This window comes from Achromobacter spanius (genome assembly GCF_039673305.1).
Lineage (GTDB): Bacteria > Pseudomonadota > Gammaproteobacteria > Burkholderiales > Burkholderiaceae_B > Achromobacter > Achromobacter spanius_F.
In genome coordinates, this window is the sequence record NZ_JBDJLJ010000029.1 from 21374 (window position 1) to 47571 (window position 26198).

26 protein-coding genes are annotated in these 26198 nt (G+C 68.4%); 6 read left to right on the plus strand and 20 right to left on the minus strand.

Annotated features, from left to right (window positions below; translation table 11 throughout):
- The first annotated feature begins 23 nt into the window (after nucleotides 1-23).
- A complete protein-coding gene (locus ABE485_RS20205) occupies nucleotides 24-1682 on the plus strand; it encodes a CHAT domain-containing protein (protein WP_346517053.1) in 1659 nt (552 codons plus the stop codon).
- A 53-nt stretch (nucleotides 1683-1735) separates the two neighbouring features.
- The gene (locus ABE485_RS20210) at nucleotides 1736-3082 is read left to right on the plus strand and encodes a hypothetical protein (protein WP_346517054.1); all 1347 of its coding nucleotides are present in this window, start codon (nucleotides 1736-1738) and stop codon (nucleotides 3080-3082) included.
- A 12-nt stretch (nucleotides 3083-3094) separates the two neighbouring features.
- Here ABE485_RS20210 and ABE485_RS20215 read toward each other — a convergent pair whose 3' ends face one another.
- The 3 genes from ABE485_RS20215 to ABE485_RS20225 form a co-directional block, all read right to left on the minus strand.
- Nucleotides 3095-3871 carry a fused MFS/spermidine synthase gene (locus ABE485_RS20215; RefSeq protein ID WP_346517055.1) on the minus strand — a complete coding sequence of 259 codons (777 nt, stop codon included), beginning with the start codon at nucleotides 3869-3871 and terminating at the stop codon, nucleotides 3095-3097.
- Between the two features lie 73 nt (nucleotides 3872-3944).
- The gene (locus ABE485_RS20220; protein ID WP_346517056.1) at nucleotides 3945-4364 is read right to left on the minus strand and encodes a universal stress protein; all 420 of its coding nucleotides are present in this window, start codon (nucleotides 4362-4364) and stop codon (nucleotides 3945-3947) included.
- Complete coding sequence (locus ABE485_RS20225) at nucleotides 4361-5371, minus strand: TerC family protein (RefSeq protein ID WP_346517057.1); 1011 nt, start codon at nucleotides 5369-5371, stop codon at nucleotides 4361-4363. The genes ABE485_RS20220 and ABE485_RS20225 overlap by 4 nt, the downstream gene beginning before the upstream one ends.
- A gap of 146 nt (nucleotides 5372-5517) precedes the next feature.
- Here ABE485_RS20225 and nhaR point away from each other — a divergent pair, with 146 nt between their 5' ends.
- Nucleotides 5518-6432, plus strand: coding sequence for a transcriptional activator NhaR (nhaR, locus tag ABE485_RS20230; RefSeq protein ID WP_346517058.1), 915 nt, complete (start codon nucleotides 5518-5520; stop codon nucleotides 6430-6432).
- Here nhaR and ABE485_RS20235 read toward each other — a convergent pair.
- The 3 genes from ABE485_RS20235 to ABE485_RS20245 form a co-directional block, all read right to left on the minus strand.
- On the minus strand, nucleotides 6429-7250 hold the full coding sequence (locus ABE485_RS20235) for an IclR family transcriptional regulator (protein ID WP_346517059.1): 822 nt from the start codon (nucleotides 7248-7250) through the stop codon (nucleotides 6429-6431). The genes nhaR and ABE485_RS20235 overlap by 4 nt on opposite strands.
- Nucleotides 7251-7378: 128 nt before the next feature.
- A complete protein-coding gene (locus tag ABE485_RS20240) occupies nucleotides 7379-8716 on the minus strand; it encodes an MFS transporter (protein WP_346517060.1) in 1338 nt (445 codons plus the stop codon).
- A 119-nt stretch (nucleotides 8717-8835) separates the two neighbouring features.
- Complete coding sequence (locus ABE485_RS20245) at nucleotides 8836-9753, minus strand: SMP-30/gluconolactonase/LRE family protein (protein ID WP_346517061.1); 918 nt, start codon at nucleotides 9751-9753, stop codon at nucleotides 8836-8838.
- Between the two features lie 264 nt (nucleotides 9754-10017).
- Between ABE485_RS20245 and ABE485_RS20250 the strand changes: the two genes are divergently transcribed.
- A complete protein-coding gene (locus tag ABE485_RS20250) occupies nucleotides 10018-11238 on the plus strand; it encodes an alpha-hydroxy acid oxidase (protein ID WP_346517062.1) in 1221 nt (406 codons plus the stop codon).
- On the opposite strand, the gene ABE485_RS20255 is transcribed toward ABE485_RS20250, so the two are convergent.
- The 8 genes from ABE485_RS20255 to ABE485_RS20290 form a co-directional block, all read right to left on the minus strand.
- Nucleotides 11216-12091, minus strand: coding sequence for an alpha/beta hydrolase (locus ABE485_RS20255; RefSeq protein ID WP_346517063.1), 876 nt, complete (start codon nucleotides 12089-12091; stop codon nucleotides 11216-11218). The two genes, ABE485_RS20250 and ABE485_RS20255, sit on opposite strands and share 23 nt — an antisense overlap.
- Before the next feature lie 20 nt (nucleotides 12092-12111).
- Nucleotides 12112-13032, minus strand: coding sequence for an NAD(P)-dependent oxidoreductase (locus ABE485_RS20260; protein ID WP_346517064.1), 921 nt, complete (start codon nucleotides 13030-13032; stop codon nucleotides 12112-12114).
- A gap of 35 nt (nucleotides 13033-13067) precedes the next feature.
- Complete coding sequence (locus ABE485_RS20265; RefSeq protein ID WP_346517065.1) at nucleotides 13068-13838, minus strand: class II aldolase/adducin family protein; 771 nt, start codon at nucleotides 13836-13838, stop codon at nucleotides 13068-13070.
- A 14-nt stretch (nucleotides 13839-13852) separates the two neighbouring features.
- A complete protein-coding gene (locus ABE485_RS20270; RefSeq protein ID WP_346517066.1) occupies nucleotides 13853-14242 on the minus strand; it encodes a carboxymuconolactone decarboxylase family protein in 390 nt (129 codons plus the stop codon).
- 114 nt (nucleotides 14243-14356) lie between these two features.
- Nucleotides 14357-15358, minus strand: a complete 1002-nt coding sequence (locus tag ABE485_RS20275; protein WP_346517067.1) for a Bug family tripartite tricarboxylate transporter substrate binding protein — start codon at nucleotides 15356-15358, stop codon at nucleotides 14357-14359.
- A 26-nt stretch (nucleotides 15359-15384) separates the two neighbouring features.
- Nucleotides 15385-16092, minus strand: a complete 708-nt coding sequence (locus ABE485_RS20280; RefSeq protein ID WP_346517068.1) for an RraA family protein — start codon at nucleotides 16090-16092, stop codon at nucleotides 15385-15387.
- Nucleotides 16093-16110: 18 nt separating this feature from the next.
- Complete coding sequence (locus ABE485_RS20285) at nucleotides 16111-17052, minus strand: TauD/TfdA dioxygenase family protein (RefSeq protein WP_346517069.1); 942 nt, start codon at nucleotides 17050-17052, stop codon at nucleotides 16111-16113.
- 211 nt (nucleotides 17053-17263) lie between these two features.
- A complete protein-coding gene (locus ABE485_RS20290) occupies nucleotides 17264-17734 on the minus strand; it encodes a DUF2501 domain-containing protein (protein ID WP_346517070.1) in 471 nt (156 codons plus the stop codon).
- A gap of 304 nt (nucleotides 17735-18038) precedes the next feature.
- Between ABE485_RS20290 and ABE485_RS20295 the strand changes: the two genes are divergently transcribed.
- Nucleotides 18039-18848, plus strand: coding sequence for an alpha/beta fold hydrolase (locus ABE485_RS20295; RefSeq protein ID WP_346517071.1), 810 nt, complete (start codon nucleotides 18039-18041; stop codon nucleotides 18846-18848).
- 18 nt (nucleotides 18849-18866) lie between these two features.
- Here ABE485_RS20295 and ABE485_RS20300 read toward each other — a convergent pair whose 3' ends face one another.
- Nucleotides 18867-19904, minus strand: coding sequence for an alpha/beta fold hydrolase (locus ABE485_RS20300; protein WP_346517072.1), 1038 nt, complete (start codon nucleotides 19902-19904; stop codon nucleotides 18867-18869).
- 216 nt (nucleotides 19905-20120) lie between these two features.
- On the opposite strand from ABE485_RS20300, the gene ABE485_RS20305 reads away from it, so the two are divergent.
- Nucleotides 20121-20909 (plus strand): hypothetical protein, encoded by a 789-nt coding sequence (locus ABE485_RS20305; protein WP_346517073.1) that lies wholly within the window; start codon nucleotides 20121-20123, stop codon nucleotides 20907-20909.
- Here ABE485_RS20305 and ABE485_RS20310 read toward each other — a convergent pair.
- From ABE485_RS20310 to ABE485_RS20330, 5 genes are read right to left on the minus strand one after another with little or no spacing between them, the layout of a single operon-like run.
- The gene (locus ABE485_RS20310; protein WP_346517074.1) at nucleotides 20906-22048 is read right to left on the minus strand and encodes a mandelate racemase/muconate lactonizing enzyme family protein; all 1143 of its coding nucleotides are present in this window, start codon (nucleotides 22046-22048) and stop codon (nucleotides 20906-20908) included. The genes ABE485_RS20305 and ABE485_RS20310 overlap by 4 nt on opposite strands.
- Before the next feature lie 20 nt (nucleotides 22049-22068).
- Entirely contained in the window at nucleotides 22069-23016 is a 948-nt protein-coding gene (locus tag ABE485_RS20315; RefSeq protein ID WP_346517075.1) for an NAD(P)-dependent oxidoreductase, read from the minus strand.
- A 3-nt stretch (nucleotides 23017-23019) separates the two neighbouring features.
- Nucleotides 23020-23904: a fumarylacetoacetate hydrolase family protein gene (locus tag ABE485_RS20320; protein WP_346517076.1), complete on the minus strand. Its 885-nt coding sequence runs from the start codon at nucleotides 23902-23904 to the stop codon at nucleotides 23020-23022.
- A 3-nt stretch (nucleotides 23905-23907) separates the two neighbouring features.
- On the minus strand, nucleotides 23908-25050 hold the full coding sequence (locus tag ABE485_RS20325; protein WP_346517077.1) for a mandelate racemase/muconate lactonizing enzyme family protein: 1143 nt from the start codon (nucleotides 25048-25050) through the stop codon (nucleotides 23908-23910).
- Nucleotides 25051-25072: 22 nt separating this feature from the next.
- Nucleotides 25073-26044, minus strand: a complete 972-nt coding sequence (locus ABE485_RS20330) for a Bug family tripartite tricarboxylate transporter substrate binding protein (RefSeq protein WP_346517078.1) — start codon at nucleotides 26042-26044, stop codon at nucleotides 25073-25075.
- Nucleotides 26045-26198: the final 154 nt, after the last annotated feature.

Below are 26198 nucleotides of genomic sequence, written 5' to 3' on the forward strand. Positions count from 1 at the left end.
GCGCCCGGATCTGGGGAATCATCATGGAACAGCCCGCCGCCGCCAACGTGATCCTGCTGGCCAGCATGAACGACGAGCACGAGGACGACTGGGCCAATAACCTGGCCCAGCTGCACCGGTATGTGCAGCAGTACCCCGCGATCGCGCCGTTCGTCGGCGCCGAGCTGCGCCGCCGCACCAGCCTGGAAAGCGCCAAGACGCAGATCGAGATCTGGGAGCAGGCCACGCCCCGCATCGAACCCCGGCTCGCCATCATCGACGCCAGGCTGGGCTCCGCCAACAAGCGCGGCAAGCCCGGCGCGGCCGCCGTCGAACTGCTCGAATGGATACACAGCCGATCGAACGTGCCCCTGCTCGTCCTGGCGGTGGACCCGCCGGAGCTCGTGCAGCGCTACGTGCTGGAGCGGCCCGAAGTCTTCGTGTGGACAAGCGACGCCAAGGGCGCCGTCAATGGCGGCGCGGAAGTCGCCACCGTCCTGACCTGCCTGACGCCCCTGGCGCCCAAGCGGCGCAGGCGGCTGATCATCCGGGTGGGCGAACACTCGATCACGTACCGCATCCAGATGGGCCGCCACGAATACTCCTCGCAGGACATGCCCTACAAGGAGCGCGACCGGATATCGGCCCTGGTGGGGCGCATCGAGACCTTCAGTCCCTATACCGGCGAAACCAAGGCGCCGCAGTGGCTGAAGGACCTGAGCGGCGTGGGCGAAGACGTCTTCAGCGCCATGGTCACCCACAGCCTGGGCGCGCCCATCGCCAAGCTGATCCAGCGGGCGCGCGACGAGGAGGTGTCGCCGGGCGTGGGCGCTTTCGCGGGGCTGGACCTGCGCTTTGAATTCAACCTGGCAAGCCAGGAGGTCTCGCGCCTGTTCAACCTGCCCTTCGAGATGGGCCGCGAATTCGGCGCCGACAGCGGCCGCTATCTGTGCCTGGAGCTTCCCATGGCCCGGCGCCTGCACCTGGACGGCGCCGCGCCCGCGCCGCGCTGGGAGCAGGACGCCCGCACGCCTGGGCAGCCGGTGCGGCTGCTGTTCATGGACGCCAGCGCGGTGTTCGGCGCGGTGTCGTTCCGGCGCGAGGACGGCGGCCCGCCACTGCCTGCCATGGAGTTCGGCCCTCTGCAGTCCATCGCGAAAGAGCGCGAGCACCTGGATGAACTGGCCAGGCTGGCGCCGGGCCACCTGCTCATCGACAACGTGCGCGAAGAGGGCGAAACGGATCTCGTGGGCGCCGACCTGCAGCGTCGCATCGAGGAACGCCTGAAGACGGGCAACTACGACATCTTCCACTTCGCCGGGCACTCCGTGTCCAGCGGCGAAAGCACGATGCTGGTGCTGCCCGGCGCGGACGGCGAAGCCTGGCAGCTGTCGATCCGGCTCATCGGCCAGTGGATGGAAGCCGGCAAATGCAAGCTGCTGGTGCTGTCGTCGTGCAGCGGCGCGTCGGTGCGCACCGCGCTGGAGGTCATGCGGGCGGGCGCGGCCGGCGTGCTGGCGTTCCGCTGGCAGGTCGAGGAAGAATCGTGCGCGCGCTATATCCAGCGCTTCTATGACGTGTACCTGGACGCCGCCCAGCCCAAAGGGCTGGCCGAAGCCTATCGCTACGCCTGCAAGGCGGCGCAGGGCGATGCCGGCGACCTGCCCACCTGGGCGTCGGCCATGGCGATCGTGCGCGACTGAGCGCATCGGCGGCGGCCCCGCGGCCGGGACGGGCAATTTTCAAGGAGCTACGCATGGACTCTCTCATCGGCATGCTGCGCGGCATCGGCGGCAAGGCGACGACCGGCGACGGCGCGGCGGCCCTGCTGCCGTCCGTGCCCGCCGGCCGCAATTTCTACGCCGAAATCGAACCACCGCCCGGCGGCGGCCCTGCGCTGGCCGCGGGCCTGGACGGATCCTCGTTCGTTCCCGGCCAGTGCTACTTCAGCGTCCGGGTGGTGGAGATGCGTCTCAGCCAGGCGGGCAACTACCTCAGCGAATTCCTGCCGCTGTGCACCTTCTTCCTGCGCTACGGCGTGGCGGGCGCCAAGCGCGAGATTCCGTACATCGTCGGCTATGACCTGATCCAGCAGGCCCTGGGCGCCGCCGCGCCGGAAGCCGGCGCCAGCCGCGTGGCGTTCCGCGACGTCTACGTGGCCCGCAACGTGCCCTACGCCAGCGAAGGGCTGGAAATGTATGCGGCGCTGTGCCGGTTTGCCGACAGCAGCTTTTCCCGCGGCATCCTGGACTTCGTGTCGACGGCCGTCACCATGCTGGGCGGCCCGGCCGGCGGCGCCATCGTCAAGACGGGGGAAAGCCTGCTCAAGCCGCTGGCCAAGCTGTTCGGCGCGGACGGCGTCAGCGTGCGCTTCGGCGTGTTCGACGGCGACGCGCTGCGCCGCAGCGGCTACCGCGTGCTGGCCGGCGCGGACTCCCAGGACAAGCTTGCCGGCCTGCAGCTGGTGGATGGCGTGCTGCATCGCCAGGGCGCGGCGGGCAAGCTCGAACCCGTGAACGACGTGGACTACCTGGTGGTGGCGTTCGAGCATCGCGCGACGCTGGGCGCGGACATGTTCGCGGCGGCGACGGCGCTGCCGTTCCACCACCTGTGGAAAGACGTGTCCACGGCCCTGATCGGCAACAATGCCGCCGCGGCCCAGGCGGCCTACCAGTCGCTGCTGATCGCGGTCGCGGAATCGCCCCTGCTCATCGACGCCGACCGCTTCGCCCTGCTTACCGCGTACGCCGCGCAGCGCGGCGTCTGGGAGGCCGCCAGCGAACAGAGCGGCCTCAAGACCCGGGGCGGCGTCAAAAGCCTGGCGACGGCGATGACGGACCGGGTCAACGCGCGCGCCAAGACCGACCCGGTGGCGGAACTGCTCAGGACGGCCAGAAAGCAGCTTGCGGCGCCGCCCGGCCAGCCGGGCAAGCCGGAACCCGCGCAGGCAGCGCTGGCGGATAGCGCGGTCGCGCAAACCGTGTCGTCCCTGGTCGATGCGCTGGCCGCGAAAGGCGGCGCGGCTGTGCCCGCGCAGTCGCCGGGCGCCTTGTCCCGCGCCACCCGCGAACTGCTGGCCCTCGCGCTGAGCCAGCCGGGATAGCCCCGGCCCGGCCTACCTGAGTTCCAGCGTCGCCCCGATGACCTTCAGCGTCGGCATGAGCTGGCGCCACGCGTCCTTCGGGATCGACGCCGGCCGCGTCAGCTGCGCCGCCGCCGGATCGTCCAGCAGGTTGCCCTTGCAGGCAAACACGATGCTGTTGGTCATGTCGTCGTCGACCACCTCGAACATCGACGAGCCGAAGGACTCGCGCACCCGGTCCAGGTAGTCATGGTGCATCGGATGGTTCACGTGGAAATTGATCACCAGGATGCCGTCCTCGCGCAGGGCGCGGTGGCAATCGGCATAGAAATCCGCCGAGCACAGCGCGTCCGGAATGCCGCCCACCTCGAAGCCGTCCAGGAAGATCACATCGGCCTGCCCGGACAGGCCGCGCATATGCGCGGCCGCGTCCGCCTGGATCACGCGAAAGCGCGGGCCGTCGGGCGGAACCATGAAGGCGTCGCGCAGCCCGATGACCGCCGGGTCGATCTCGACCACCGAAATGTCGGCCCCCGCCAGGTAGCGGTGGCAAAACTTGGGCAGCGAACCACCGCCCAGCCCCACCATGAGGATATGGGCCGGTTCCGGCTTGAACAGCACGAAGCCCATCATCATCCGGGTGTATTCGATCTCCAGCGCGTCCGGATTGAGCAGCGACATGCTGCTCTGGATCTCCTGCTGGGTGAAATGCAGGGTGCGCCGGCTGCCCGAATTCTGGATGAACGGCCTGCGCACGCCTGCGGGTTCATCGGAAATCGGCGTATCGGCGGGAAGGGCGGCGTCGGACATGGAGGATGCGTTGGGGCGGAAAGATGCGCAGAAGATACCATCCCCGCGCCCGCGCCGCCCCAAGGCGCCAGCCCTAGACCAGCAGCACCGGACACGGAGAATGCGCCATGATCCGCCCGCTGACCGATCCGCGGATGGCATTCAGCAACACGCTGTGATGATGCGAGCCGATCACGATGGCCGCGGCGCCGGACTGCTTCGCGTACTCGACGATCTTCTCGGGGGTGAAACCGACCAGTTCGTGGCATTCGTGCCCCACCGCGCCCGCGCTCAGGATGTCCACCACGGACTTCATCGCCTTGCCGCTTTCTTCGTGGTGCCAGGCATCGATGTCCGCCTTGCCGATGAAGGACTTCACGTCGCCGCCCACGTCGGGCTCGCAATGCACCACGTGCACCACGAAATCCCGGTTCAGCAGGGGGCTTTCCACCAGGTAACGGGCCGCCTTGTCGCTGTATTCCGACCCGTCGGTGGCAAGAATGATCGTGTTCATGGCAGACCTCCGCTTCGTGATTTTCCCGCCTTGGATCGCGGGGCGTGTTCCGCGGCCCTTCCGGGCAATACCCAGCTGGCGCCGACCGACGCCAGCAGAATCAGGCCCACCACCCCGAGCGACCAGTGCACCGGCACATGGACCCATTGCTCGGCCAGCATCTTGGCGCCGATGATGACCAGCACCGACGCCAGGCCATACTTGAGATAGTGAAACCGCGCCACCATGTCGGCCAGCAGGAAATACAACGCCCGCAGGCCCATGATGGCGAAAATGTTCGATGTGAAGACGATAAACGGATCGGTGGTGACGGCAAAGATGGCCGGGATGCTGTCCACGGCGAACACCACGTCGGTGGCCTCGATCACCAGCAGCACCACAAACATGGGCGTCGCATACCGCAGCCCGTCGATGCGGACGAAGAACGACTGCCCGTGATAGTCCTTGGTGATCCGCATGGTGGACCGCAGGAACCGGACCAGCGGATTGCGCGCGATGTCCGGCTGGCGGCCCGCGGTGAACAGCATCTTCAGGCCCGTGAAGATCAGGAAAGCGCCCAGCACGTAGAACAGCCAGGCGAATTTGGACAGCAGCCACACGCCCGCCAGGATCATGCTGACCCGCATCACGATGGCGCCCAGCACGCCGTACAGCAGCACCCGGCGCTGCAGTTCCAGCGGCACCGCGAAGTAAGTGAAGATCAGCGAAAACACGAACATGTTGTCCACGGACAGGGACAGTTCGATCAGGTAGCCTGTGTAGAACTCCATCACCTTCTGGTGCGCCACCGCCCGGCCCAGCGTGGCGTCCAGCCACCCCCACATCAGGCCACCGAACAGCGTGGCAAGCGTCATCCACGCAAACACCCAGCAAAGGGCCTCGCGCGACGAAACGCGGTGCGCGCGGCGGCCGCCCAGCGCGTACAGGTCCACCGCCAGCACGGCCAGCACGAAGCCCACGAATCCCACCCACATCGGCAGGGTGGCAAAGGTCTCGACCCGGTTCATCAGGCGCCTCCCGCCATCGCGTCCGATCCGCCGCGCGATGGCCAGTGATGCACGGAAACTGCATGAGGCCAGTCTAGAGCAGGCCGATTCCTCCAACAATTCGCCTATGATGAACCGATAGTCAGATTTTTTGGATTGATCAGGCCATGGTCACTCTCAACTACAAGCATCTGCGCTATTTCTGGATGGTCGCCAAGGCCGGCAGCATCGCCCGCGCGGCGCAGCAGCTGCAGCGCACGCCGCAGTCCATCAGCGGCCAATTGCAGGAGCTGGAATCCACGCTCGGCACCGAACTCTTCCGGCGCGCCGGCCGGGGGCTGGAACTGACCGACGTCGGGCGCCATGCCCTGGTGTACGCGGACCGCATCTTCACCATGGGCGACGAACTGCTCGACGACCTGCGCGACCGCCCCGCCCGGCGGGCCATGGAGTTCAAGGTGGGCGTCGCCGAAGGCATGCCCAAGGCGATGGTGTACCGGATGATCGAGCCCGCGCTGCATCTGGACGAGGACGTGCGCTTGATCTGCCGCGAAGGGCGGCTTCCCTTCCTGCTGGCCGACCTGGCCGTGCACCGGTTCGACATGGTGATCGCGGACCGTCCCATGCCGAACAACCTGAACGTGCGGGGATACAGCCACCTGCTGGGGGAATGCGGACTGACCTTCTTTGGATCGCCGCTCTTGCTGGACAGCCTGCCGGACAAGTTCCCCGAGCTGCTGGACCAGGCGCCCTTCCTGCTGCCCGGCGAAGACGCCGCGATCCGGCCCCGGCTGCTGCAATGGTTCGACGAGCACGACATCCGCCCGCGCATCGTGGGCGAGTTCGACGACAGCGCCCTGATGAACTCGTTCGGCCAGACGGGCACCGGCCTGTTCGTGGCGCCGACCGCCACCGCCGCCTACCTCTGCAAGCAGTACCGGGTGCGCGCCATCGGCAGCGCCGACGCCGTCAAGGAACAGTTCTACGCCATCACCACCGACCAGCGGCTGCAGCATCCGGCCGTGGTGGCGCTGAGCCGGGCGGCGCGGGAGGATATCTTCGGCCCCAGGCGCGCCGGCTAATGGATGCCGCACTCCAGCGCGCTGGCCTCGAGCTGCGCCGCCGTTTCCAGCAGACGATCGTGCAGCTCGTCCAGGCGCGCTTCGCCGTGGGCTTCCGGCGTGCCGATCAGACAGAGGGCCGCGAAAGCCTCGCCGCCCGTCCCGCGCACCGGCACGCCGTAGGCGTACGAATTGGGCACGATATAGCCCAGATTGACGCCGAAGCCGTGCTCGTCGGACTTCACCAGCATTTTCTGCAGCGCGTCCAGGCGCGTGGTGCCGTGGCGCTTGATTTCCTGATTGACATTGTCGGCCAGCACGGCGCGCGCGGTGTCGGGCGGCAGGGTCTGCAGGATCGCCACGCCGCCGGCCGACGTGAACAGGGGCCGCCGCGTTCCCGGGTAGACCATCGCGCCTGTCATCTTGACCGTGCCCGCGCGCACGCTGCAGACGAACTCGCCGCCGCTGCGGAACTGGAACAGCGCGATGCCGCCCATGCGCCGCGCGAAGCCGTCCACGATGCCTTCCGCGCACCGCTGGAACTGCGCGTGGGCGGGCAGCGCCAGGCCCAGTTCATACATCATGGGGCCCGGAAGGTAGTGCCGGTCATTGCTGCGCTGCTCCAGCAGGCGTTCCTCGACCAGGCAGGCCAGCATCCGATGGACGGTCGCCTTGTCCTGTCCGCAGGCCACGGCCAGGTCGGACAGCCGCCAGCCCACTTGCGGACGCGTGGCCACCATGCGCAGCAGCTTGATGCCGCGGGAAAGGCTCTGCGTCCCCGCCCGGGACGGCGCCGCGGAGCCGGGCGTCATGGGAAAGGGAAGGTCGGCAAGGTTCATGGCAGTCTGTCTCCTGGCTGTTCTTGTCCATTCGCAGCATATGCTTACTTCACCCGCTTCAGGGCCAGCAATTGGGGTTTGCCTGGCTGACCGGCCGCACCTGGCCGGCCGCACCTAGCCGGCCGCACCTACCCGCCTGTCGTCGCCTTGCCGGGCGCGGTGGGCGCGATGGCAGGCCCGGGCGTTGGGGCGGGGTCCGTCGGGCGCATGAAGTGGGCGCAGACCGAAGCCAGGATGCCCGCGCCGCCCACGTAATACGCAACCGGCGTCAGGTCGCCGTAGCGCGAGGCAAGCGCGGTCGCCAGGATCGGCGCGAGACCGCCGCCGATCGCCGCGCCGAACTGTATGCCGATGGACAGGCCCGAGTAGCGCAGGTGCGCGGGAAACTGCGCGCTGTAGAAGGCGGCCTGTGGCGCATACACCAGCGGATGCACCAGTCCCAGCGCGACGATGAGCGCCAGGTCCAGGTTCAGCGGGCTGCGGCTTTCCACCAGCGCGAACAACGTCGATATCGTCACCGCCATCGCAATGCCGCCCACGCGCGCCACGTTGCGCCCGTCGACGCGCGAACACAGCCAGCCGGCCAGCACCATGCCGATCACCTGGCAGACCGCGCCGATCATCAGCGCCCGTATGGTGTCGCTGCGGGTGAACCCAAGCTTGATCGCATAAGACACCATGAAGACGGTGACGATGTAGTACAGCGTCACTTCGCCCAGCTTGTTGCCGATGGTCAGCAGCAAGGTCTTTCGGTGCTCGCGCACCAGTTCCAGCGAAGGCACGCTCGCCGCCTGCTTGCGCTGCTGCACTTCGATGAATTCGGGCGTCTCCGGGATGGACGAGCGGATGTAATAGCCCCCGACGACCAGCAGCACGCTCGCCAGGAAGGGCAGGCGCCAGCCCCATTCCAGGAAGCTGTGTTCGGGAAGCTGCGTGACCAGCGCGAACGACGCCGACGACAGCACCAGCCCCATCGGCACGCCGGCGAGCGGCAGCGCGCCGAGTATGCCCTTCCATTTCGGCGGCGCGTGCTCCACAGCCATCAGGATGGCCCCGCCGAACTCGCCGCCGAACGCCACGCCCTGCATCATGCGCAGCAGCACCAGCAGGACCGGCGCCCATGCGCCGATGGCCGCGTAGCTGGGCACCAGCCCGATGCCCACGGTGGCCAGCCCCATCAGGATCAGGCTCAGCGACAGCATGGTCTTGCGCCCGATGCGGTCGCCGTAGTGACCGAAGAGGATGCCTCCGAATGGCCGCGCCAGCAGGCCCGTGGCGAAGGTGCCGAACGAGGCGATGGTGGCGATGGTCGGGTCGAGATTGGCAAAGAACACCGTCCCGAACACCAATGCCGAAGCCGTGCCGTAAGCCAGGAAGTCGAATCCCTCGATCGCCGATCCCACCACTGCGGCGACGCACACGCGCCACAAGGCGGGCCGCCCGGTCTTTTCCGTGGTTGTGCTCATGATGTCTCCTTTGGTCGTTGTTTTCCGGCCGGGCGCGGGCCCGCCGGTTTCTTTTTCTGCCGCGCTTCTTTCCGCGCGTTTTTCATGTATTGAGCCGCGCCTTGCGGCGTCGGCGGGCGTCAGGCCCCGTGGTTCAACGGCAGGCCCGGTTCATCCCAGTCCAGTTCGATCAGCTTTCCCGTCAGCGACAGCGTCACGTAGGCCTTGCGCATGTCCGGGCCGCCGAAGCAGATGTTGGTCGGGTAGCGGTCGGGCATGCCGACCTCGCGCAGCACGCGGCCGTCGGGCGCGATGACGGTGATCTTTGCCGTGATCAGCGTTCCGACGCAGATGCTGCCGTCGGCCTGCACCGCCAGGCTGTCGAAGCGCTGGTAGCCCGGCAATCCGCAGACCAGCCGCGCGCCGTTGGGCGACGGAAACCCGCTATGGCTGAGCTTGCCGGGCTCGAGGACGTCATAGGCCCAGAGCCGCGCGGTCTCGGTTTCGGCGACATAGAGCGTGCGTCCGTCCGGCGACAGCCCGACGCCGTTGGGATTGGCCAGCGGATGCGCGACCTCGCGGATGTGGCTGCCGTCGGGCAGGGCGTAGTAGACCGAGCCGATGTCGCGGCTGTGCTTGCGGATCTTGCCGAAATCAGTGAAGTAAAAGCCGCCCTGCGCATCGAACACCAGATCGTTCGGCGCGCTGAGCGGCGTGTCGCCGCAGTGGGTGTACAGCACCGTCACGCGGCCGCTGGCGGGATCCACGCGCTGGATGGAGCCGGTCTTGTAGTCGCCCGGCAGCTCGCCGTGGATGACGCGGGTTTCGCCTTCCACCTCGCGCACCAGGAACCCGCCGTTATTGCACACGTACAGGGCGCCGTCCGGGCCCGCCGCCATGCCGTTCGGACCGCCCCCGGTCTCGGCAAGCACCGACAGGCGCCCATCCGGGCTGATGCGGGAGATGCGTCCGGCGGCAATCTCCACCACGCACACCGATCCATCGCGCATCGCGACCGGACCCTCGGGAAATCTCAAACCACTGGCCAGAACCTTCATGAAGCCGACACCTCGATTCGGGGGATGGAAAGGCACGCGCCGCATCGCGCAAGGCTTGCGTGCCCGGGACGAGTTCGGCTGATGGTATCCCCAAGGCCCGCGTGCATCGGCCGCCGCGCCGGGCGTTGTTTCACATGCTGAACCTTGCGCTGGACGATTGGCGCGCACGCCGGAATATTCAACATGTGAAATTGCCGCGGAGCGCCGCCAACGCCGCCTGGCGGGCGGCCATTAAGGTATGGCGTCCCTGTTTGGAGTATCCCGATGAAGATCCAATCCGCCATCAATCTGGACGACCTGCGGCGCATGGCGCGCCGGAAACTGCCGCGCATCGCCTTCGACTTCATCGACGGCGGCGCGGACGACGAACGCGGCATGGCGCGCAACCGCGAGGCCTTTGGCCGCCATGCCCTGGTGCCGCGCTATCTGCGCGACGTGAGCCGGCTGGACCAGTCGGTTGCGCTGTTCGGGCACCGCTACGACAGCCCGATCGGCATCTCGCCGACCGGCCTTGCCGGGCTATGGCGCCCCGACGCCGACCTCATGCAGGCCGCCGCCGCGCGGCAGGCCAACGTGCCGTTCCTGCTGTCCAGTTCCAGCAACGCATCGCTGGAAGAAGCCGTTGCCATCGCGCCCGACCACGTCTGGTTCCAGATGTATTGCACCCGCGATGAACACATCAATGCCGACCTGGTGCAGCGCGCGATCCGCGCGCGCGTGCGCGTGCTGGTCCTGACGGTGGATGTGCCGGTCAACGCGAACCGCGAGCGCAACCGGCGCAACGGCTTCTCGCGGCCGTTCCGGATGACGCCGGCCGTGGTGCTGGAGGCGCTGGGACATCCGGCCTGGGTCCTGCGCTACCTGCGCACGGGCGGCGTCCCCATGATGCGCAACTGGCAACCCTACGCCCCGCCGCAAGCCGACGCGGGCGCGGTGGCCGACATGTTCGGCACGCTGACTCCCGCGCCCATGGTCGGCTGGGACCATGTCGAACGCATCCGCGAGGCCTGGCCCGGCCCGCTGATGATCAAGGGCCTGATGCATCCGGACGATGCGCGGCTGGCGATCGAACGGGGTGTGGACGGCATCGTGGTATCGAACCACGGCGGCCGCCAGCTCGACGCCGCGCCGTCGCCCATCGAGGTCCTGCCCATGATGCGCCAGGCCGTGGGCCCGAATGCCACCCTGATCGTGGACAGCGGCGTGCGGCGCGGGTCCGACCTGGTGATCTGCCGCTGCCTGGGCGCCGACTCCGCCATCTTCGGCAGGCCGTCGCTGTATGGCGTCGCGGCGGCAGGGCAGGCGGGCGTGGAACGGGCGCTGCAGATCATGCGCCACGAGGTCAACATGGTCCTGACGCAGCTTGGCTGCGCGCGCTACGAGGCGCTGGATGCCGGATATCTGCTGGCCCCGCCGGCGCCGGCGGCGGCGGACAGCGCCGCGCCGCCGCGCGCCGCCCCTGTCACGCTGCGCCAGACCGCTTGATGAACGCCACGATGTCGCGGATCGCCTCTCCGGAGGCGGCCGCGTCCGGCTGCTTGGTGATGAACCCTTCGGCCTGGTCCCGGTACAGGCGCAGGGCCGCCTGCCCGCCGGCCATCCGATAGGCCTGGACAAAGCGATCCAGGTGCTCGCGGGGATGAACGATGTCGGCATCGCCCTGGATGCAGAGGACAGGCGGCAGATCCATGACTTCGCCGCGCTCCAGCGCCGCCGCGGGCGCGCCTTCCTGCATGGCGTCCTCGGTCAGCCAGAACTTCTCGTGATCGGGAATGACCCTGTCCAGCGCGGCGGGATAGGGCTTGCCGCCATCCCGCATCGCCTTCGCGTACCGGTAGCGGCCGATCGGGTCGATGACGGGCCAGCACGCGACCACGAACGCCGCGCGCGCATCCTGCCCGGCGCCATCCGGCGGGACATGGACGCCATAGCGGCGATCGTGCGCGCGCAGCGCGGCCAGCACGGCCTGGTGGCCTCCGCTGGACACGCCCATCACGCCGACCCGCGCGGCGTCCGCATGCCAGCGCGCGGCGTTCGCCTTGAAGAACCGCAACGCCAGGTTGATGTCGCACAGCGACGCCGGGTAGGCGCCCTGCGGCGGCATGCGAAAGTCCAGGGCCGCCACCACCACGCCTTGCCCGGCCAGCGCCAGGTTCAGCGCATGCTCGTCCTGCCGGCTTCCACGGCACCACGCGCCGCCGTGGATCTCCAGCACCATCGGGAAAGGTCCCGCGCCCTCGGGCCGGTACACCGTCGCCATCAGCGACAGCCCGTCCACCCGCAGGTATTCCACGTCCTCGACCGCCACGTCGGCGACCGCGCTTGCCACGTCTTCCATGTTCTCTCCCGGTTTTCCGTTCACGCCGCCGCGGCGCGCGGCGCCGCCGACTTGCCCCGCACCTCGACGCCGGCCCACTGCTCGATCGTCTTGACGATGGTGGTGGTGTTTTCGTTAGGGCCGATCTGCAGGACGGTCTGCATCCACAACCGGTCCACCGCGGTGCCGACCCACATCGGCACCTGCATCGCCTCCGCCATCTCCATGCAGAGCTTCAGGTCCTTGCGCATCAGGGCGTTGGAGAACCCGTTGTCGAACGTGCGCGGCAGGACGAACTTCGGAAAGCGCTCTTCCGTCGAGGTGTTGCGGCCCGAGCCCTTATTGAGCACCGTCAGCATCACCTCGGGATCCAGGCCGGCCTTCACGCCAAGCACCATCGCCTCGGACACGATGGCCATGTGCGTGGCCGACAGCACGTTGTTGATGAGTTTCAGGCTCTGCCCCATGCCTGGCGCCTCTCCCACGACCTCGACCTGCCCCAGGTTCGCAAGGATCGGCAGGACCTGCGCCACGTCCGGCCCGGCGCCCGCCGCCATCAGCACCAGCTTGCCCACCGCCGCGCCGGCGACGCCGCCCGACACCGGCGCATCGACCACGCCGATGCCCCGCGCGGCCAGCGCCCCGCCGATCTCCCTGGCGGCGATCGGTCCGGTGGTCGACAGGTCCACGTACAGCCTGATGCGGTCGCCGCCGATCAGCCCGTCCGGTCCCGTCGCGACGGCCCGCACGATGTCCGGCGTGGGCAGGCTGACGAGGACGATGCTCGCCGCATCGGCGACCTCGCGCACGGAGCCGGCCACCGTCACGTCGCGGCCGGCGAATCGCGCCAGCGCGTCGGGGCGCACGTCGTGGACGACCAGGCTGTGCCCGGTGTCCAGCAGGCGCGACGCCAGCGGCGCGCCCATGCTGCCCAGGCCGATGAATCCTATGGGTTCGTTCATATCGATGTCTCTCCTTTCGTTGATGCCTTGGGGGTTCATTCCTGATAGGACGGGTCGCGCCGGTCCAGGTAGCGCCGCATGGCCGGCCATTCGAGTACGCCGTGCGGCCGCCGCACCTCGGGCCGGTACAGGTGTTCGGTCCGTTCCACCACGGCCGGGTCCGCGAAATTCAGTTCCGTGTTGCAGGCCATCGCGTCCACTTGCGCGCGGCACGCCATTTCCAGCCAGTAGATGGTGTTGAAGGCCTGGGCGATATCGGCGCTGGCAACCAGCAGCCCGTGGTTGCGCAGCACCATGGCGTCGCCCACGCCCAGGTCGCGGACCAGGCGCTGGCGTTCGGCCAGGTCGATGGCCGGCCCCTCGAAGTCGTGGTACGCGATGCTGGCAAAGCGCATCGCGGTCTGCGTCAAAGGCAGCAGGCCGCATTTCAGCGCCGACACCGCCATGCCCGCCCGCGAATGCGTGTGGATCACGCAGTGCACGTCGGCCCGCGCCGCATGCACCGCGCCATGGATCACGTACCCGGCCTGGTTGACGCCGTAGTCTTCGTTCGGGTTGAACAGGACCTTGCCTTCGAGGTCTATCGTGATCAACGACGAGGCGGTGATCTCCTCATACATGTAGCCGAACGGGTTGATCAGCAGCTTGCCCTTTTCGCCGGGAATGCTGGCCGTGATGTGGTTGTAGACGAGGTCGCTCATGCCGAAGAGCGGCATCAGCCGATAGGCCGCTGCCAGGTCGACCCGCGTCCGCCATTCGGCATCGGACACGGCGCGGCGGGTGTTCAGGGAAAGTGCGCTGGGCATGTCGTGCTCCCGGGCTATGGTTCAGACGCAGGGGTTTGCAGGTCGGCGAAGGCGTCGCGCGCGACACGGAATGCATCCATGCCGGCCGGGACGCCGCAATACACCGCCGTCTGCAGCAGGATCTCCTGCACCTCGCCGCGCGACAGGCCGTTGTTGATCGCCCCCTTGATGTGCAGCCTGAGCTGCTGCGGCCGGTTCAGGGCCGCCAGCATGGCCACGTTGATGGCGCTGCGCAGGCGGCGGTCCAGGCCGGGCCGGTTCCAGATTTCGTTCCAGCAGTATTGGGCAACCAGCTCCTCCAGCGGCCTGCTGAAGTCGTCGCCGTTCATCGCCGTGGCGACATGCGTCGCGCCCAGCACTTCGCTGCGGGTCCGCAGGCCCGCTTCCATGGCATCTCGGTTCATCGTGGTCGTCTACTCGGCTTGTTGGGACTGGCCAGTCTAGATATCGAACGCCCGCCGCGCGCCAGCACCGCGGCGGGAAAGTTCAGCGTGTGAAACTTCGCAGCGCGCGGCGGATCATTCGGCGCGGATGTTGGCCTTTGCGATCAGCTCGCGCCACTTGCGCGTCTCCGCGCCCTGGTAGTCGCGCAGCTGCTGTTGCGATCCGCCGCCGACCGCACCGCCCTGGTCCTTGATCCAGGCCACCAGCGCGGCCTGCTTCAGGACCGCATCGATATCGGCGGTGAGCTGTTCCGCCAGGTCCGCGGACATGCCTGCCGGCGCGTAGATGCCCCACCAGGCGGTCACCTCGAAGCCGCCGAGCCCCTCGGCCTCGCCCACCGCGGGCACGTCGGGCAGGGCGGGCAGGCGCTGGGCGCTGGTCACGCCCAAAGCGCGCGCGCCGCCGGCCTGCACATAGGGCAGCATGACCGAGCTGTTGTGGAAGAGCACCTCGTAATGCCCCGCCAGCAGGTCCGACGCCATCTGCGCGCTGGACTTGTACGGAATGGCCTCCATCCGCAGGCCGGTCATGTCCTTCAGCAGTTCGGCCGACAGGTGCGGCGTGGTGCCCACGCCCGGATGGCCGTAGCGCAGCTTTCCCGGATTCTGCTTGCCATACGCAATCAGTTCGCCAAGCGTCCTGGCGGGAACCGAGGGATGCACGACCAGCAGGTTCGGCATGTACATCATCATGGTCAGCGGCTGGAAGTCCTTGACCGGGTCGTAGGGCAGGCGCATCAGGCTTCCGCCCACCGACATCGCGCCGCTGGTGCTGACCAGCAGCGTGTAGCCGTCCGGCGCCTGCTTGGCGGCCCGTTCCGTGCCGATGACGCCGCCCAGGCCGACCGCGTTCTCGATGACCACGGGTTGGCGCCACGCCGCGCCGAGCGCGCTGGCGATCTGCCTGCTCATCGCGTCCGGACTGCTGCCCGCGGCGGCGGCGACGATCAGCTTGACCGGACGCGCCGGATAGGCCCTGGCGGCCGGGGCGGCCTGCGCCCCCACGCGTGCGGGCAGGGCCGTTGCCAGCGCGCACGCCAGCGGCGCCAGCAGTATCCTGCGGCGATTCATTTGCATGGCTGTCTCCTCGTTGCGCCCTGCGATCAGTCGTCGAAGGCGGCGTCTGTTTCTTCTATCTGCAATCGCGCATACGCGGCCGATGCGCCGCTCAGCTCCCATACGGACGCGCCCGCCTTCACGCGACCGGCCACCTCTTCTTCCTTCTGCATTTTGGCGATGGCGGCGTCGACGATCCGCGGCGCCTCGTCGCGCGGCACGCGGACCACGCCGTCGCCGTCCGCCACGATCAGGTCCCCGGGCCGGATCTCGACGCCTTCGCAGACGACGGGCGCGTTGACGGCCCCGTGGCCGTTCTTGTCGGGATGCATGGGCCAGATATGCGTGGACCACACGGGCAGCCCTAGCGCGCGCACCTGGTCCACGTCGCGCACGCATCCCTGCACCACCACGCCCGCCAGGCCCTTTTCCAGCGCGTAGCGGGTGGCCAGGTCGCCCCACTGCGCGCCCGACAGCTCCGCCTGGCAGACAACGACCAGCACATCGCCCGGGCGCGCCAGATACAGCGCCCGATGCATCATCAGGTTGTCCCCAGGCCAGCAGTACGCGGTCACGGCGGGACCGGCGATGGCAGGCTGCCCTTCGCGCAGGGGCCGCATGCGGGCGCCGAGCAGGGCCGGGCGGCCGGCCACGCCCATGGCCTCGTGCACGTCGGCCACCGTGACGCCCTGCGCGCGCGCCACGATGGCGGCGTCGACGCGATTGACCTTCAGGAATACCTTGGACTGGTTCATGAGCGTTGCCTCTCCCTTTCAGGCTTGCGGTACACAGTAGTCGGCGGCGGCCAGGCGGAACGTGGTGCGTTTCATGAGGCGCGGCTGGTCCAGCCGCATCGGGTCGCGGCGATGCATGGTGCAGCCGTTGTCCCACAGCATCACGTCGCCGTTGCGCACCTGGTGGCGGTAGGTCAGGCTGGCGTGCCCGCCCGCATCGAACAGCAGCGGCAGCACACGCGCGTTTTCTTCCTGTGTCAGCCCATCGATGGACACCAGCGTGGTCGGATCCGCATACAGCGCCTTGCGGCCCGTTCTCGGATGGGTCAGCACCACGGGGTGACGCGCGTCGGGCAGGCTGAGCATGGCGTTCGCCTTGGCCGCGTCCTTCAGTTCCAGGGTGTTCAGGGCGGCATGGCGCTTGGCGTAGCGGAAGGTGCCGGCGCGCCCGTCGACGAGCGCCCGCACCTCATGCGGCAGGCGCTCCCAGGCGCCGTACTGGTCCGCCCAGTAGATATCGCCGCCCTCGATGGGCACCTCCACGCCGTAAAGCATGGCCCCGGTCGCCGGCCGGACCTGATAGGTCTGGTCGGAGTGCCAGGCCACGTCCTCGCCGCCGGCAAAGCCGCCCACGTGGCGCCCGTCCGCGTACTTCAGCGTGCTGAAGTAGATGACCTGCTCGTGATACGGGGACTGGATGTCCTTGCGGAAGGAAGCGTCGCAGGCGCCGAAATGCTCGGTGAACCGGACCAGCTCGGCCTCGTCGAGCGCCTGGCGGCGAAAGATCATGACCGGAGACCGTCGCCACAGGTCCTTGAGCTGGCGGATCGCGTCCGGATCATCGACGATGTCGGCGATGGCGGCATGAACCTGCACCGCAAAGGTCGTATGCAGGGCGGAAACTGGCAGGGCGGGCACGATGGCGTTCTCCCGGGTCGACTGGCCGATGGGCTGCAAACGCCGAGGGCGCTGCAGGCCCATTCACCATAAGCGCGCACGGGCGTTCTGCGCCGGCCGGGGCCATGCGTCGTTTCACATGTTGAGAATTCAGCGCGCGCCCGGACGTATCGGGGCGAAGCAAGGGAGGCGGGATGGGCGGCGGCGGCCCCGGGCGGGGGCTGGCCGCCCCGTGTGAGGCGCCCCGGATGGATAGACGGCCGCCGGCGCAGGCAGGCGGCCGCGGACTGCGGCCCTACAGGAACGACTTGGCGTGTTTCAGCACCTGATCGCACGCCTTGCGGGTGATCTCTTCCTTCAACCCGCCGCCGCTCAGGTCGACCGACTTGCCGTCGCTGCCGTTGAGCATGCCCTGCACGCCGGCCGGGTATCCCGAGTCGGACTTGGCCTCCTGGGTCGAGCCGCCGCCGATCTTGCCCAGCAGCTTGTCCTTCATGGCCTGCGCGTCGCCGCCGGCGAGGTAGTTGTTCTTCATGCAGAACTCCAGCACGCCCGCCGCGTTGCCGGCCGACGCCGGGCTCAGCGACGACAGCGGCAGGCTGCCTCCCAGGCTCTGCATGACGCCGCCGGACGAAGAACTGCCCTGGCTCGCGCCGCCCATCTGGCCCTTCACGGCGTCCAGCAGCTGCGCGTGCGCGGCTACCGAGAAACACTGCGCGGCGATAAGCGCCGCGGCGCTGGCGACGAGGCGGACGTGGATTTTCATGACTTGCTCCTGGTGCGGTGAATGACTGCGGCCATCGTAGCGGCGCGGCGGGGCGGAACACGCGCGTGGCGGCCGGCTCAATGCGACAAATCATGTGCGCGCGCGTCCGTCCGCCCGGCGGCCGTAGCAATTGAATTCGTAACGTCACCTGTCTGATACGAGCGGGTTACCGCGAGGGCGCGCACGCGTGGCCGGCGCATCGGCCCCTACGCTACTATTCCGGTCTGTCCCCGGAGCCGCATGCCGAAAGGGCCGGCCCTGTGCCCCCTGGGTTCCGTGTCATCCCATTTTGTGAGATCCCGCGATGTCGTCCGTCGAGTCACTAGATGTTTTCGTTCCCACCGAAAGCGGCCGGCTTTTCGCCAGGCGCTGGACTCCGGATACGTCCGGCGTGGATACGTCCGGCGTGGACACGTCCGGCGTGCCCATCGTGCTGCTCCATGACTCGCTGGGATGCGTCGACCTCTGGCGCGACTTTCCCGTGCAGCTCGCCCGCGCCACCGGGCGCACCGTCATTGCCTACGACCGCCTGGGTTTCGGCCGCTCGGATCCGCACGAAGGCACGCTGGGCCTGGACTTCGTCGCCCGCGAGGCGCAGGAAGGGTTTTGCGCCGTGCGCGACGCATTGGGCCTGGACCGGTACGCGGTCTTCGGCCACAGCGTCGGCGGCGGCATGGCCATCGCCTGCGCCGCGGCCCATCACGACGCCTGCCAGGCGTTGATCACCGAATCGGCGCAGGTGTACGCCGAAGAACGCACGCTGGAAGGGATCCGGCAGGCCAAGGTGTCGTTCGCGCAGCCGGGGCAGCTGGACCGCCTGAAGAAGTATCACGGCGACAAGGCGGCGTGGGTGCTTTCCGCGTGGATCGACACCTGGCTGTCGCCGGGATTTGCGGACTGGACGCTGGATGCGCAGCTGGCCCAGGTGCGCTGCCCGGCCCTCGCGCTGCATGGCGACAACGACGAATACGGCTCCACCGAGCATGCCCGGCGGATCGCCCGGCTGGCGGGCGCGCAGCCGGTCATCTTTGCCGATTGCGGCCACGTCCCGCATCGCGAATCGCCCGAGAAAGTGCTCGAGACCGTCTCGGGCTGGCTGTCCGGCGCCGCCTGAGCGCAGCGCCCCCCGGCGCTACAGCCGGGTCACGCGGATCACCGCGTCGGCGAAGGCCTTGGGCGCCTCCTGCGGCAGGTTGTGCCCGATGCCGGAACCGACCTCGATGTGCTGGTATTTGCCGGTGAACTGGCCGGCGTAGGCCGCGGCGGGCGGGTGCGGCGCGCCATTGGCGTCGCCCTCCATCGTGATGGTCGGAATGCCGATCTTGGGCGCCTGCGCCAGCCGCGCCTCGAGCGCGTCGTACTGCACCTCGCCTTGCGCCAGCCCCAGCCGCCAGCGATAGTTGTGCACCACCACCGCGACGTGATCGGGGTTGTCGAAAGCGCGCGCCGAGCGCTGGAAGGTCGCGTCGTCGAAGCGCCATTGCGGCGACGCGAGCTGCCAGATCAGCTTGTTGAAGCTGTCGACGTTGGCGGCATACCCCGCCGCGCCGCGTTCCGTGGCGAAATAGAACTGATACCACCACTGGAATTCCGCCTGCGGCGGCAGCGGTTTGCGGTTGCCTTCCTGGCTGCCGATCAGGTACCCGCTGACAGACACCAACGCCTCGCAGCGCTCGGGCCACAGGGCAGCCATGATGCAGGCCGTGCGCGCGCCCCAGTCGAAGCCGGCGATCACTGCCTTGCCGATCTTCAGCGCGTCCATCAGCGCGATCATGTCCACGGCCACGACGGCCTGCTGGCCATTGCGCGGCGTGTCGGCCGACACGAACCGGGTGGAACCGTAGCCGCGCAGGTGGGGCACGATCACGCGATAGCCAGCGGCAGTCAGCCGGGGGACGACGTCGATGAAGCTGTGGATATCGTAGGGCCAGCCGTGCAGCAGTATCGCGACCGGCCCATCGGCGGGACCGGCATCCACATAGCCCATATCCAGGGTTCCCGCCCGGATCTGCCGCACGTCGCCGAACGTGGGTGCCGCTCCCCGGGCGGCCGGGGACGCGGACTGAGCAAGGGCGTTGCCGCCCAGCGCCAGGCCAAGCAGGCTGGCGCCCGCCAGCGAGGAAGTCGTTCCCAGCAGGCGGCGGCGCTGGATGTTTACCGGATCCGTCATGTTGATGCTCCAAAAGGTCGTGTTCAAGGGGACGTGACTGCTGGAGCGGACTGTGGCGCAAACCGGCCGGCCCTGGGTGTCGGCGTGTACGCGCCGCCGGGCCGGATACACAAGGACATAAAAAAGCCGGAAAAACCCGGCAAAGCAGTGGAGGCCGTGCAGCGCGCCCTTTACTATCACTGCTAGCCGGCACCGCCTATGCCGGGGAGTGCCCACATGAGCTCTTCATCCGCGGAAAAGACCGCCAGCCCGGGCTCGCGCCGCGTGCTGCCCTGGACGGTAATGGTGTTGGTGGCGCTGGGGCTCGTGCTGTACGGGCCAATTGCCCAGCTCGAGCATTACCACGACTTCGCGGACAAACGCGCCTGGCTGGGCATCCCCAACGCGGGCGACGTCCTCTCCAACGCCGGGTTCGCGGTGGTCGGCTGGTACGGCCTGGCGCTGGTGCTGCACTCGCGCCACAACCGCGCCCTGGACGCCATCCGCCCCGGCTACACGGTGTTCTTCTTCGCCCTGCTGCTGACGGCGTTCGGGTCAGGCTGGTATCACCTGGTGCCCGACAATGCCCGCCTGATCTGGGACCGCCTGCCCATCGCGCTGCTCTGCGCCGGCATCCTGTCGGCCGTCTGGCGGGAAACGGTCGGAGACGGCCGCTGGGTCGACATCTTCTGGACCGTGCTGGCGGTGGCCAGCGTGGCCTGGTGGTGGTACACCGACAACTACGCCACGGGCGACCTGCGCCCCTATCTGTTCGTGCAGTTCATGCCGCTCGTGCTGGTGCCGCTGCTGCAGTGGCGCAACGGCACGCCCTTGCGCGAGCGGCTGTATTTCGCGGCGGCCATCGGCTGCTACGTGCTGGCCAAGGCCTCTGAATTGCTGGATTACCAGATCTTCCAGCACATCGAGTACCTGAGCGGCCATACGATCAAGCACCTGTTCTCCGTGGTGGCGGGCCTGATCGTGACGCTGAACTTTGCGCACCGCAAGCGGGAAGCGGGCGGCTAGACGTAGCAAGGCCCTTCGATCAGCGGATGGGCGGCGATGAATTTTTCGTCGATCTTCAGCCCGATGCCCGCGCCATCCAGCGGGCGCACGCAGCCGTCCGCGTCCAGCGTGTAGGGCAGCCGGTCCGCCAGTTCATCCCGGAACGGGTTCAGCACGGTGACGTCGGCCTCGAAATAGCCGGGGTTGTCGATGCCGCACAGGTAATGAATGCTGGTCGCCATGTTGATGGCGGTGGCCGAGGTGTGCGGATTGATGCTCAGCTTCAGCGCCGCCGCCATGCCCGCGATCCGCATCGCTTCGGTCACCCCGCCCGTCTTGGACAGGTCCGGCTGTATGAACGTCACGTTTCCGGCCTGCAGCAGCGGCCCGAACTCATAGCGCGTGTAGTGGTTTTCGCCTGCCGCCAGCGGCACGCGGCCCAGCCGCGCCGCCCGCGCATAGGCGTCATGGTCGTGCGCCGGAAACGGCTCTTCCAGCCAGCCCACGCCCAGCGCCTCGAAGGCGGGCATCACGCGGCGCACGTCATCCAGGCTGTAGCCGGTGTTGGCGTCCGTCAGGATGTCGATCTCGTCGCCCAACGCCTTGCGCACCGCCTCGACCCGCGCGATATCCCTGCGCGGCCCGTCGCCCACGCGCAACTTCAGCGCCTTGAACCCCTGTTCGACCAGCCCGCGCGCCTCGTCCACCAATTGTTCCGGCGGCTGCCAGCCCAGCGCGATGCCGCCCGCATAGGCCTTGATGGGCTTGCTGGCGCCGCCCAGCAGGCGGTATAGCGGCCATTGCGTCACCTGCGAGCGGATGTCCCACAGCGCCAGGTCCAGGCCGCTCAGGGCCAGCGCGGCCGCGGCGCCCATGCCATGGCTGGCGAACTGCATCTTGAGCACGCGCGCCGTCACGCCCACGTTGTCCAGCGCGTCCATGCCCACCACCAGTTCGCGCAGCGTGGTGTCGATCAGCCGCGCGATGGCGCCCGGGCAGCGGCCGTGATGCGCCTCGCCCCAGCCGGACACGCCTTCATCCGTGGTCACTCGCACCAGCACCGCGTCGCGCTTGACGCTGCGGCCGATGCCCAGCCGCACCGACCGGTTCTCGGGAACGGGGAACGAGACGGGGACAGCCTTGATATCTACGATCTGCATGGCAGCTCCAGAAGAGGATTTCAGAAAGTGTTGACGGGATGCGAGGGGGCCTGGCCGCCCAGCATGCGCAGCATGTCGTCCACCGCGCCCGCGCTCATCCTGCGCATGCTGGTGGCGGTGCTGCCGGCGACGTGCGGGGTCAGCAGCACGCGCGGCGCCCGCCGGATGGCGGCCTCGGCGGGCAGCGGCTGGACGTCGTGCACGTCCAGCGCCGCGCCGCCCAGCGCCTCGCGCGCCAGCGCATCGGCCAGGGCCGCGGCGTCCACCACCGGCCCGCGCGCGACGTTGATCAGGATGGCGGTGGGCTTGGCCAGGGCGAGCGCGTCGGCGTCGATCAGGCCGCGGGTCTGCGGCGTCAGCGGGCAGCACAGCACGATCACGTCGGACTCGCGCATCAGGGCGGCCTTGTCCACCGCCTGCACGCCGGCGGGCAGCGTTTCCGGGCGGCGCGTCAGCCCCAGCGTGCGCATTCCCAGCGCCTGGGCCAGCCCGGCCAGCCGCGCGCCGATGGTGCCCACGCCCACGATGCCGCAGGTGGTGCCGCGCAGTTCGGTGCCGCCGTCCGCCATCGCCCGCGCCGGCGCCCAGCCCCGCGCCCGAAGCGCCGCATCCATGTCGGCCAGCCCGCGCCGCAGGTGCAGCATGGCGCCCAGGCAATACTCGACCACCGCGGTGGTGTTGGACCCCGGCAGGTTGGCCACGGCGATGCCGCGTTCGGTGGCCCGCTCCACCGGGATCATGTCCAGCCCCACGCCGTGGCGCACCACGGCCCGCAGCCGTGGCGCATCGTCGAAGATGTCCTCGGGCAGGTGGTTGCGCACGATCAGGCCCTGCGCGTCGCGCACCACCGCGCGCAGGGCGTCGGCGCTGGCATCCGGCGCCACGCGGACTTCGCAGGCGGCGGCCAGTCTGGCATGGGCGTCGGGATGGATCGGAGAAGTCAGGGCAACGACAGGCTGGGCGGACATCGTTCAGCAATCCTTTATCACGGGGGTATCGAGGGTTCCCAGGCCGGGCAGCGCCACGCGCATCCGCGCGCCGGGCCGCAGCCAGGCGGGCGGGTCGTGCGAGACGGCCACGCCCGCCGGGGTGCCGGTGGCGATGATGTCGCCCGGATCCAGCGGCATCTGGCGCGACGCATGCGCGATCAGGGCCGGAATGTCGAACACCAGGTCGGCGGTGGTGCCCTGCTGGCGCAGCACGCCGTCCAGATGCAGCGTGATCGGCGTGGCGTGGGGGTCCGGCAGCTCATCGGGGGTGACCAGCCACGGGCCCAGCGGGCAAAACGTGGGCTGGTTCTTCCCGCGCACGAATCCCTTGTCGGCCCGCACCATGTCCGTGGCGCTCACGTCGTTGACGATGACGTAGCCCGCCACATGGCGCATGGCGTCTTCGCGCGCCACGCGCAGCGCCGTGCGGCCGATCACCACGCCCAGTTCCGCCTCGTAGGTGACGTTGCCGGCTTCGGGGTGCAGGCGCACGGCCTCGCCGGGCCCGATGACGGTGTGCCCCGACTTGATGAACAGCACCGGCTCGACCGGCGGCTCCATGTTCCGTTCACGCAGCGCATCGTGGAAATTGAAGGCCGCTCCCACCACCTTGCCGGGCCGCGGCAGCGGCGCGGCAAGGCGGACCGCGTCGACGGGCATGCGCGCGGCCTGCGGATAATCGCAGCGCGCCAGCCGCTCGGCGATCGCGGGCAGGTCCATCCCCACCCATTCGAGCAAGGTCGGGGGAAGGCGCCTGGCCCACTCGGGCGCGTCGGCATGGCGCGCATCCACGACTTCGAGGCCATCCGCCGACAGGAAACCCGGACGCAGCTGGCCGTCGTTGGCCTGGAATGTGACGAAGCGCATGGTTCAGGCAACCCGGTAGCGATCGAGCACGTCGCGCTTGATCTCGATGCCCAGCCCCGCGCCCGTCGGAATCCGGACCACGCCGCGATGCTGCACGATGGGCTCGACCGTCAGCAGGTCACGGAAGGGGTTCTCGCACTGCTCGAATTCCAGCAGGGGCGGCATGGGCCGGAAGCTGGGCGGTTGATCGGGCAGGGCGGCCAGGAAGTGCAGGGTGGCCGCCAGACCAATGGCGGAGCCCCAGGCGTGCGGCACGCACTCCACGCCGTGGGCCGCCGCCAGCGTCGCGATCTTGCGGCACTCGCTGATGCCGCCCGCCGCGCAGACGTCGGGCTGCACGATATCCATGGCCTTGCGCGCCACGATGTCGCGAAAGCCCCAGCGCGTGAACTCGTTTTCGCCGCCCGCCACCGCCATGTCCAGCGCGCGGGTCACCTCGACGTAGCCGTCCAGGTCTTCCGGCGAAATGGGTTCCTCGAACCACTCCACGTCCAGCTTTTCGAGTTCCCGGCCCAGCCGGATGGCCGCGGGCACGGTGAAGCAGTGGTTCGCGTCCACCATCAGGCGCACGTCGCCGCCCACCGCCTCGCGCACCGCGCGCACCCGCTCCAGGTCCAGCTTCGGCGAGCCCAGGCCGATCTTCATCTTGATCGCGGTGAAGCCTTCGGCCACGTAGCCCTGGGCTTCCTCGACCGCCTCTTCGATCAGCCTGTCCATGTCGATGAAATACAGGCCGGTGGCGTACGACTGCACTTCGGTGCGGTGGGCGCCCCCGATCAGCTTGTGTATCGGCTTGCCGCAGGTCTTGCCGATGATGTCCCACAGCGCGATGTCGATCCCGCTCAGCGCCGAGATGGCCATGCCTTTGTTGCCGTAGTCCTTGATCCGGTTGTAGAGGTCTTCCCAGATGACCTCCACGTCGAACGGGTCGCGGCCCACGATGCGCGGCGCGTACTGCGATTCGATATAGGCGCGCGCCACCTGCGACGGGCCGTAGCATTCGCCCCAGCCCACCACGCCGTCGGCGGTTTCGATTTCGACGATGCACGAGCCGCGCTGCTTGTACAGCCAGCCTCGCGATGAGGTGAAGGGACGCTCGACCGGCGCGCTGACGACGTGGCAGGTGACTTTCTTTATCTGGCTCAACGTAATGCTCCTTGGATGCGGATTACTTGGCGGTCACGAAGACTTTCTTCGCGACGTCGTTCAGGGTGGCCTGGACGTTCGTGACTTCCTTGTCCAGCGCCTGGCCGGTCAGGTCGTCCACCAGGAAACCGTTCTGCTCCGCGAACGACTTGAACTTGTCGCTGCGGATGGCGGTTTCGAAAATCTGGATGAGGCGCTTGCGCACGTCGTCGGGGATGCCGGCCGGCGCCACCACGTAGGCCATCTGCACCAGCGGACCGTACGGGAAGACGTCATAGCCCTTTTCCTTGAAGGTCGGCACGTCGGGGTACAGCGACAGGCGTTCATTGGCGAAGACGGCAATCGGCTTGACGTACTTGGCGTCGATCTGGGCCTTGCTCTCGGAAGGCTTGAGCACGCCCGCGCTGATCTGCTTGCCCGACAGGTCGGCGATGACCCGCGAGCCGCCGGGATAAGGCACGTTGACGTATTCCGTTCCCGCGGCGCGCGCGGTCATCTCGGCAAAGATGTGATTGAGGTTGTTGTTGCCGGGCGTGCCGATCGACACCTTGCCCGGGTTCTTCTTCATGCTGGCCAGAAAGGCCTCCAGCGTGTCCGGCCCGTCGGCGGGAACCAGCAGCATCAGCGGATCGGTCGACACGCGCGCAATGTGCGAAAACTGGTCGTTGCGCAGCGGGGTGATGTTCTGCGCGATCTGCGCCAGCGTCGAACTGGTGCCCATGCCGACCACGTAGCCGTCCCGTTCCGCGTTGGCGACCTTCGTCATGCCGATGGCGCCGGTGGCGCCCGGCGCGTTCTCGACCACCACGTTCACGCCCTGTTCGCTGATCAGCTGCTGCAGCATCCGCGCGGCGATGTCGTTGGAGCCGCCCGCGTTCCAGGGAACGATGAACCGGATTTCCCGGGCGGGGTACGTCTTGTCCGCGGCATGCGCCAGCGGGATGCTGCAGGCCAGGGCGGCGGCGCCCAGGATGAGCTTGGACAGTACGGACATTTCGGTCTCCTCCGAAATTCGCCTTGAGGACGCTTCGACAACCGCCTCTCAGGGCCGTTTTTAGGAAATTTTGCGGTACTCTATCATTCGTTATAACGAATAACAATGGCTTTTTTGGCCTACACCGCGACGCGCAAATGCGAGAATGCGCAGT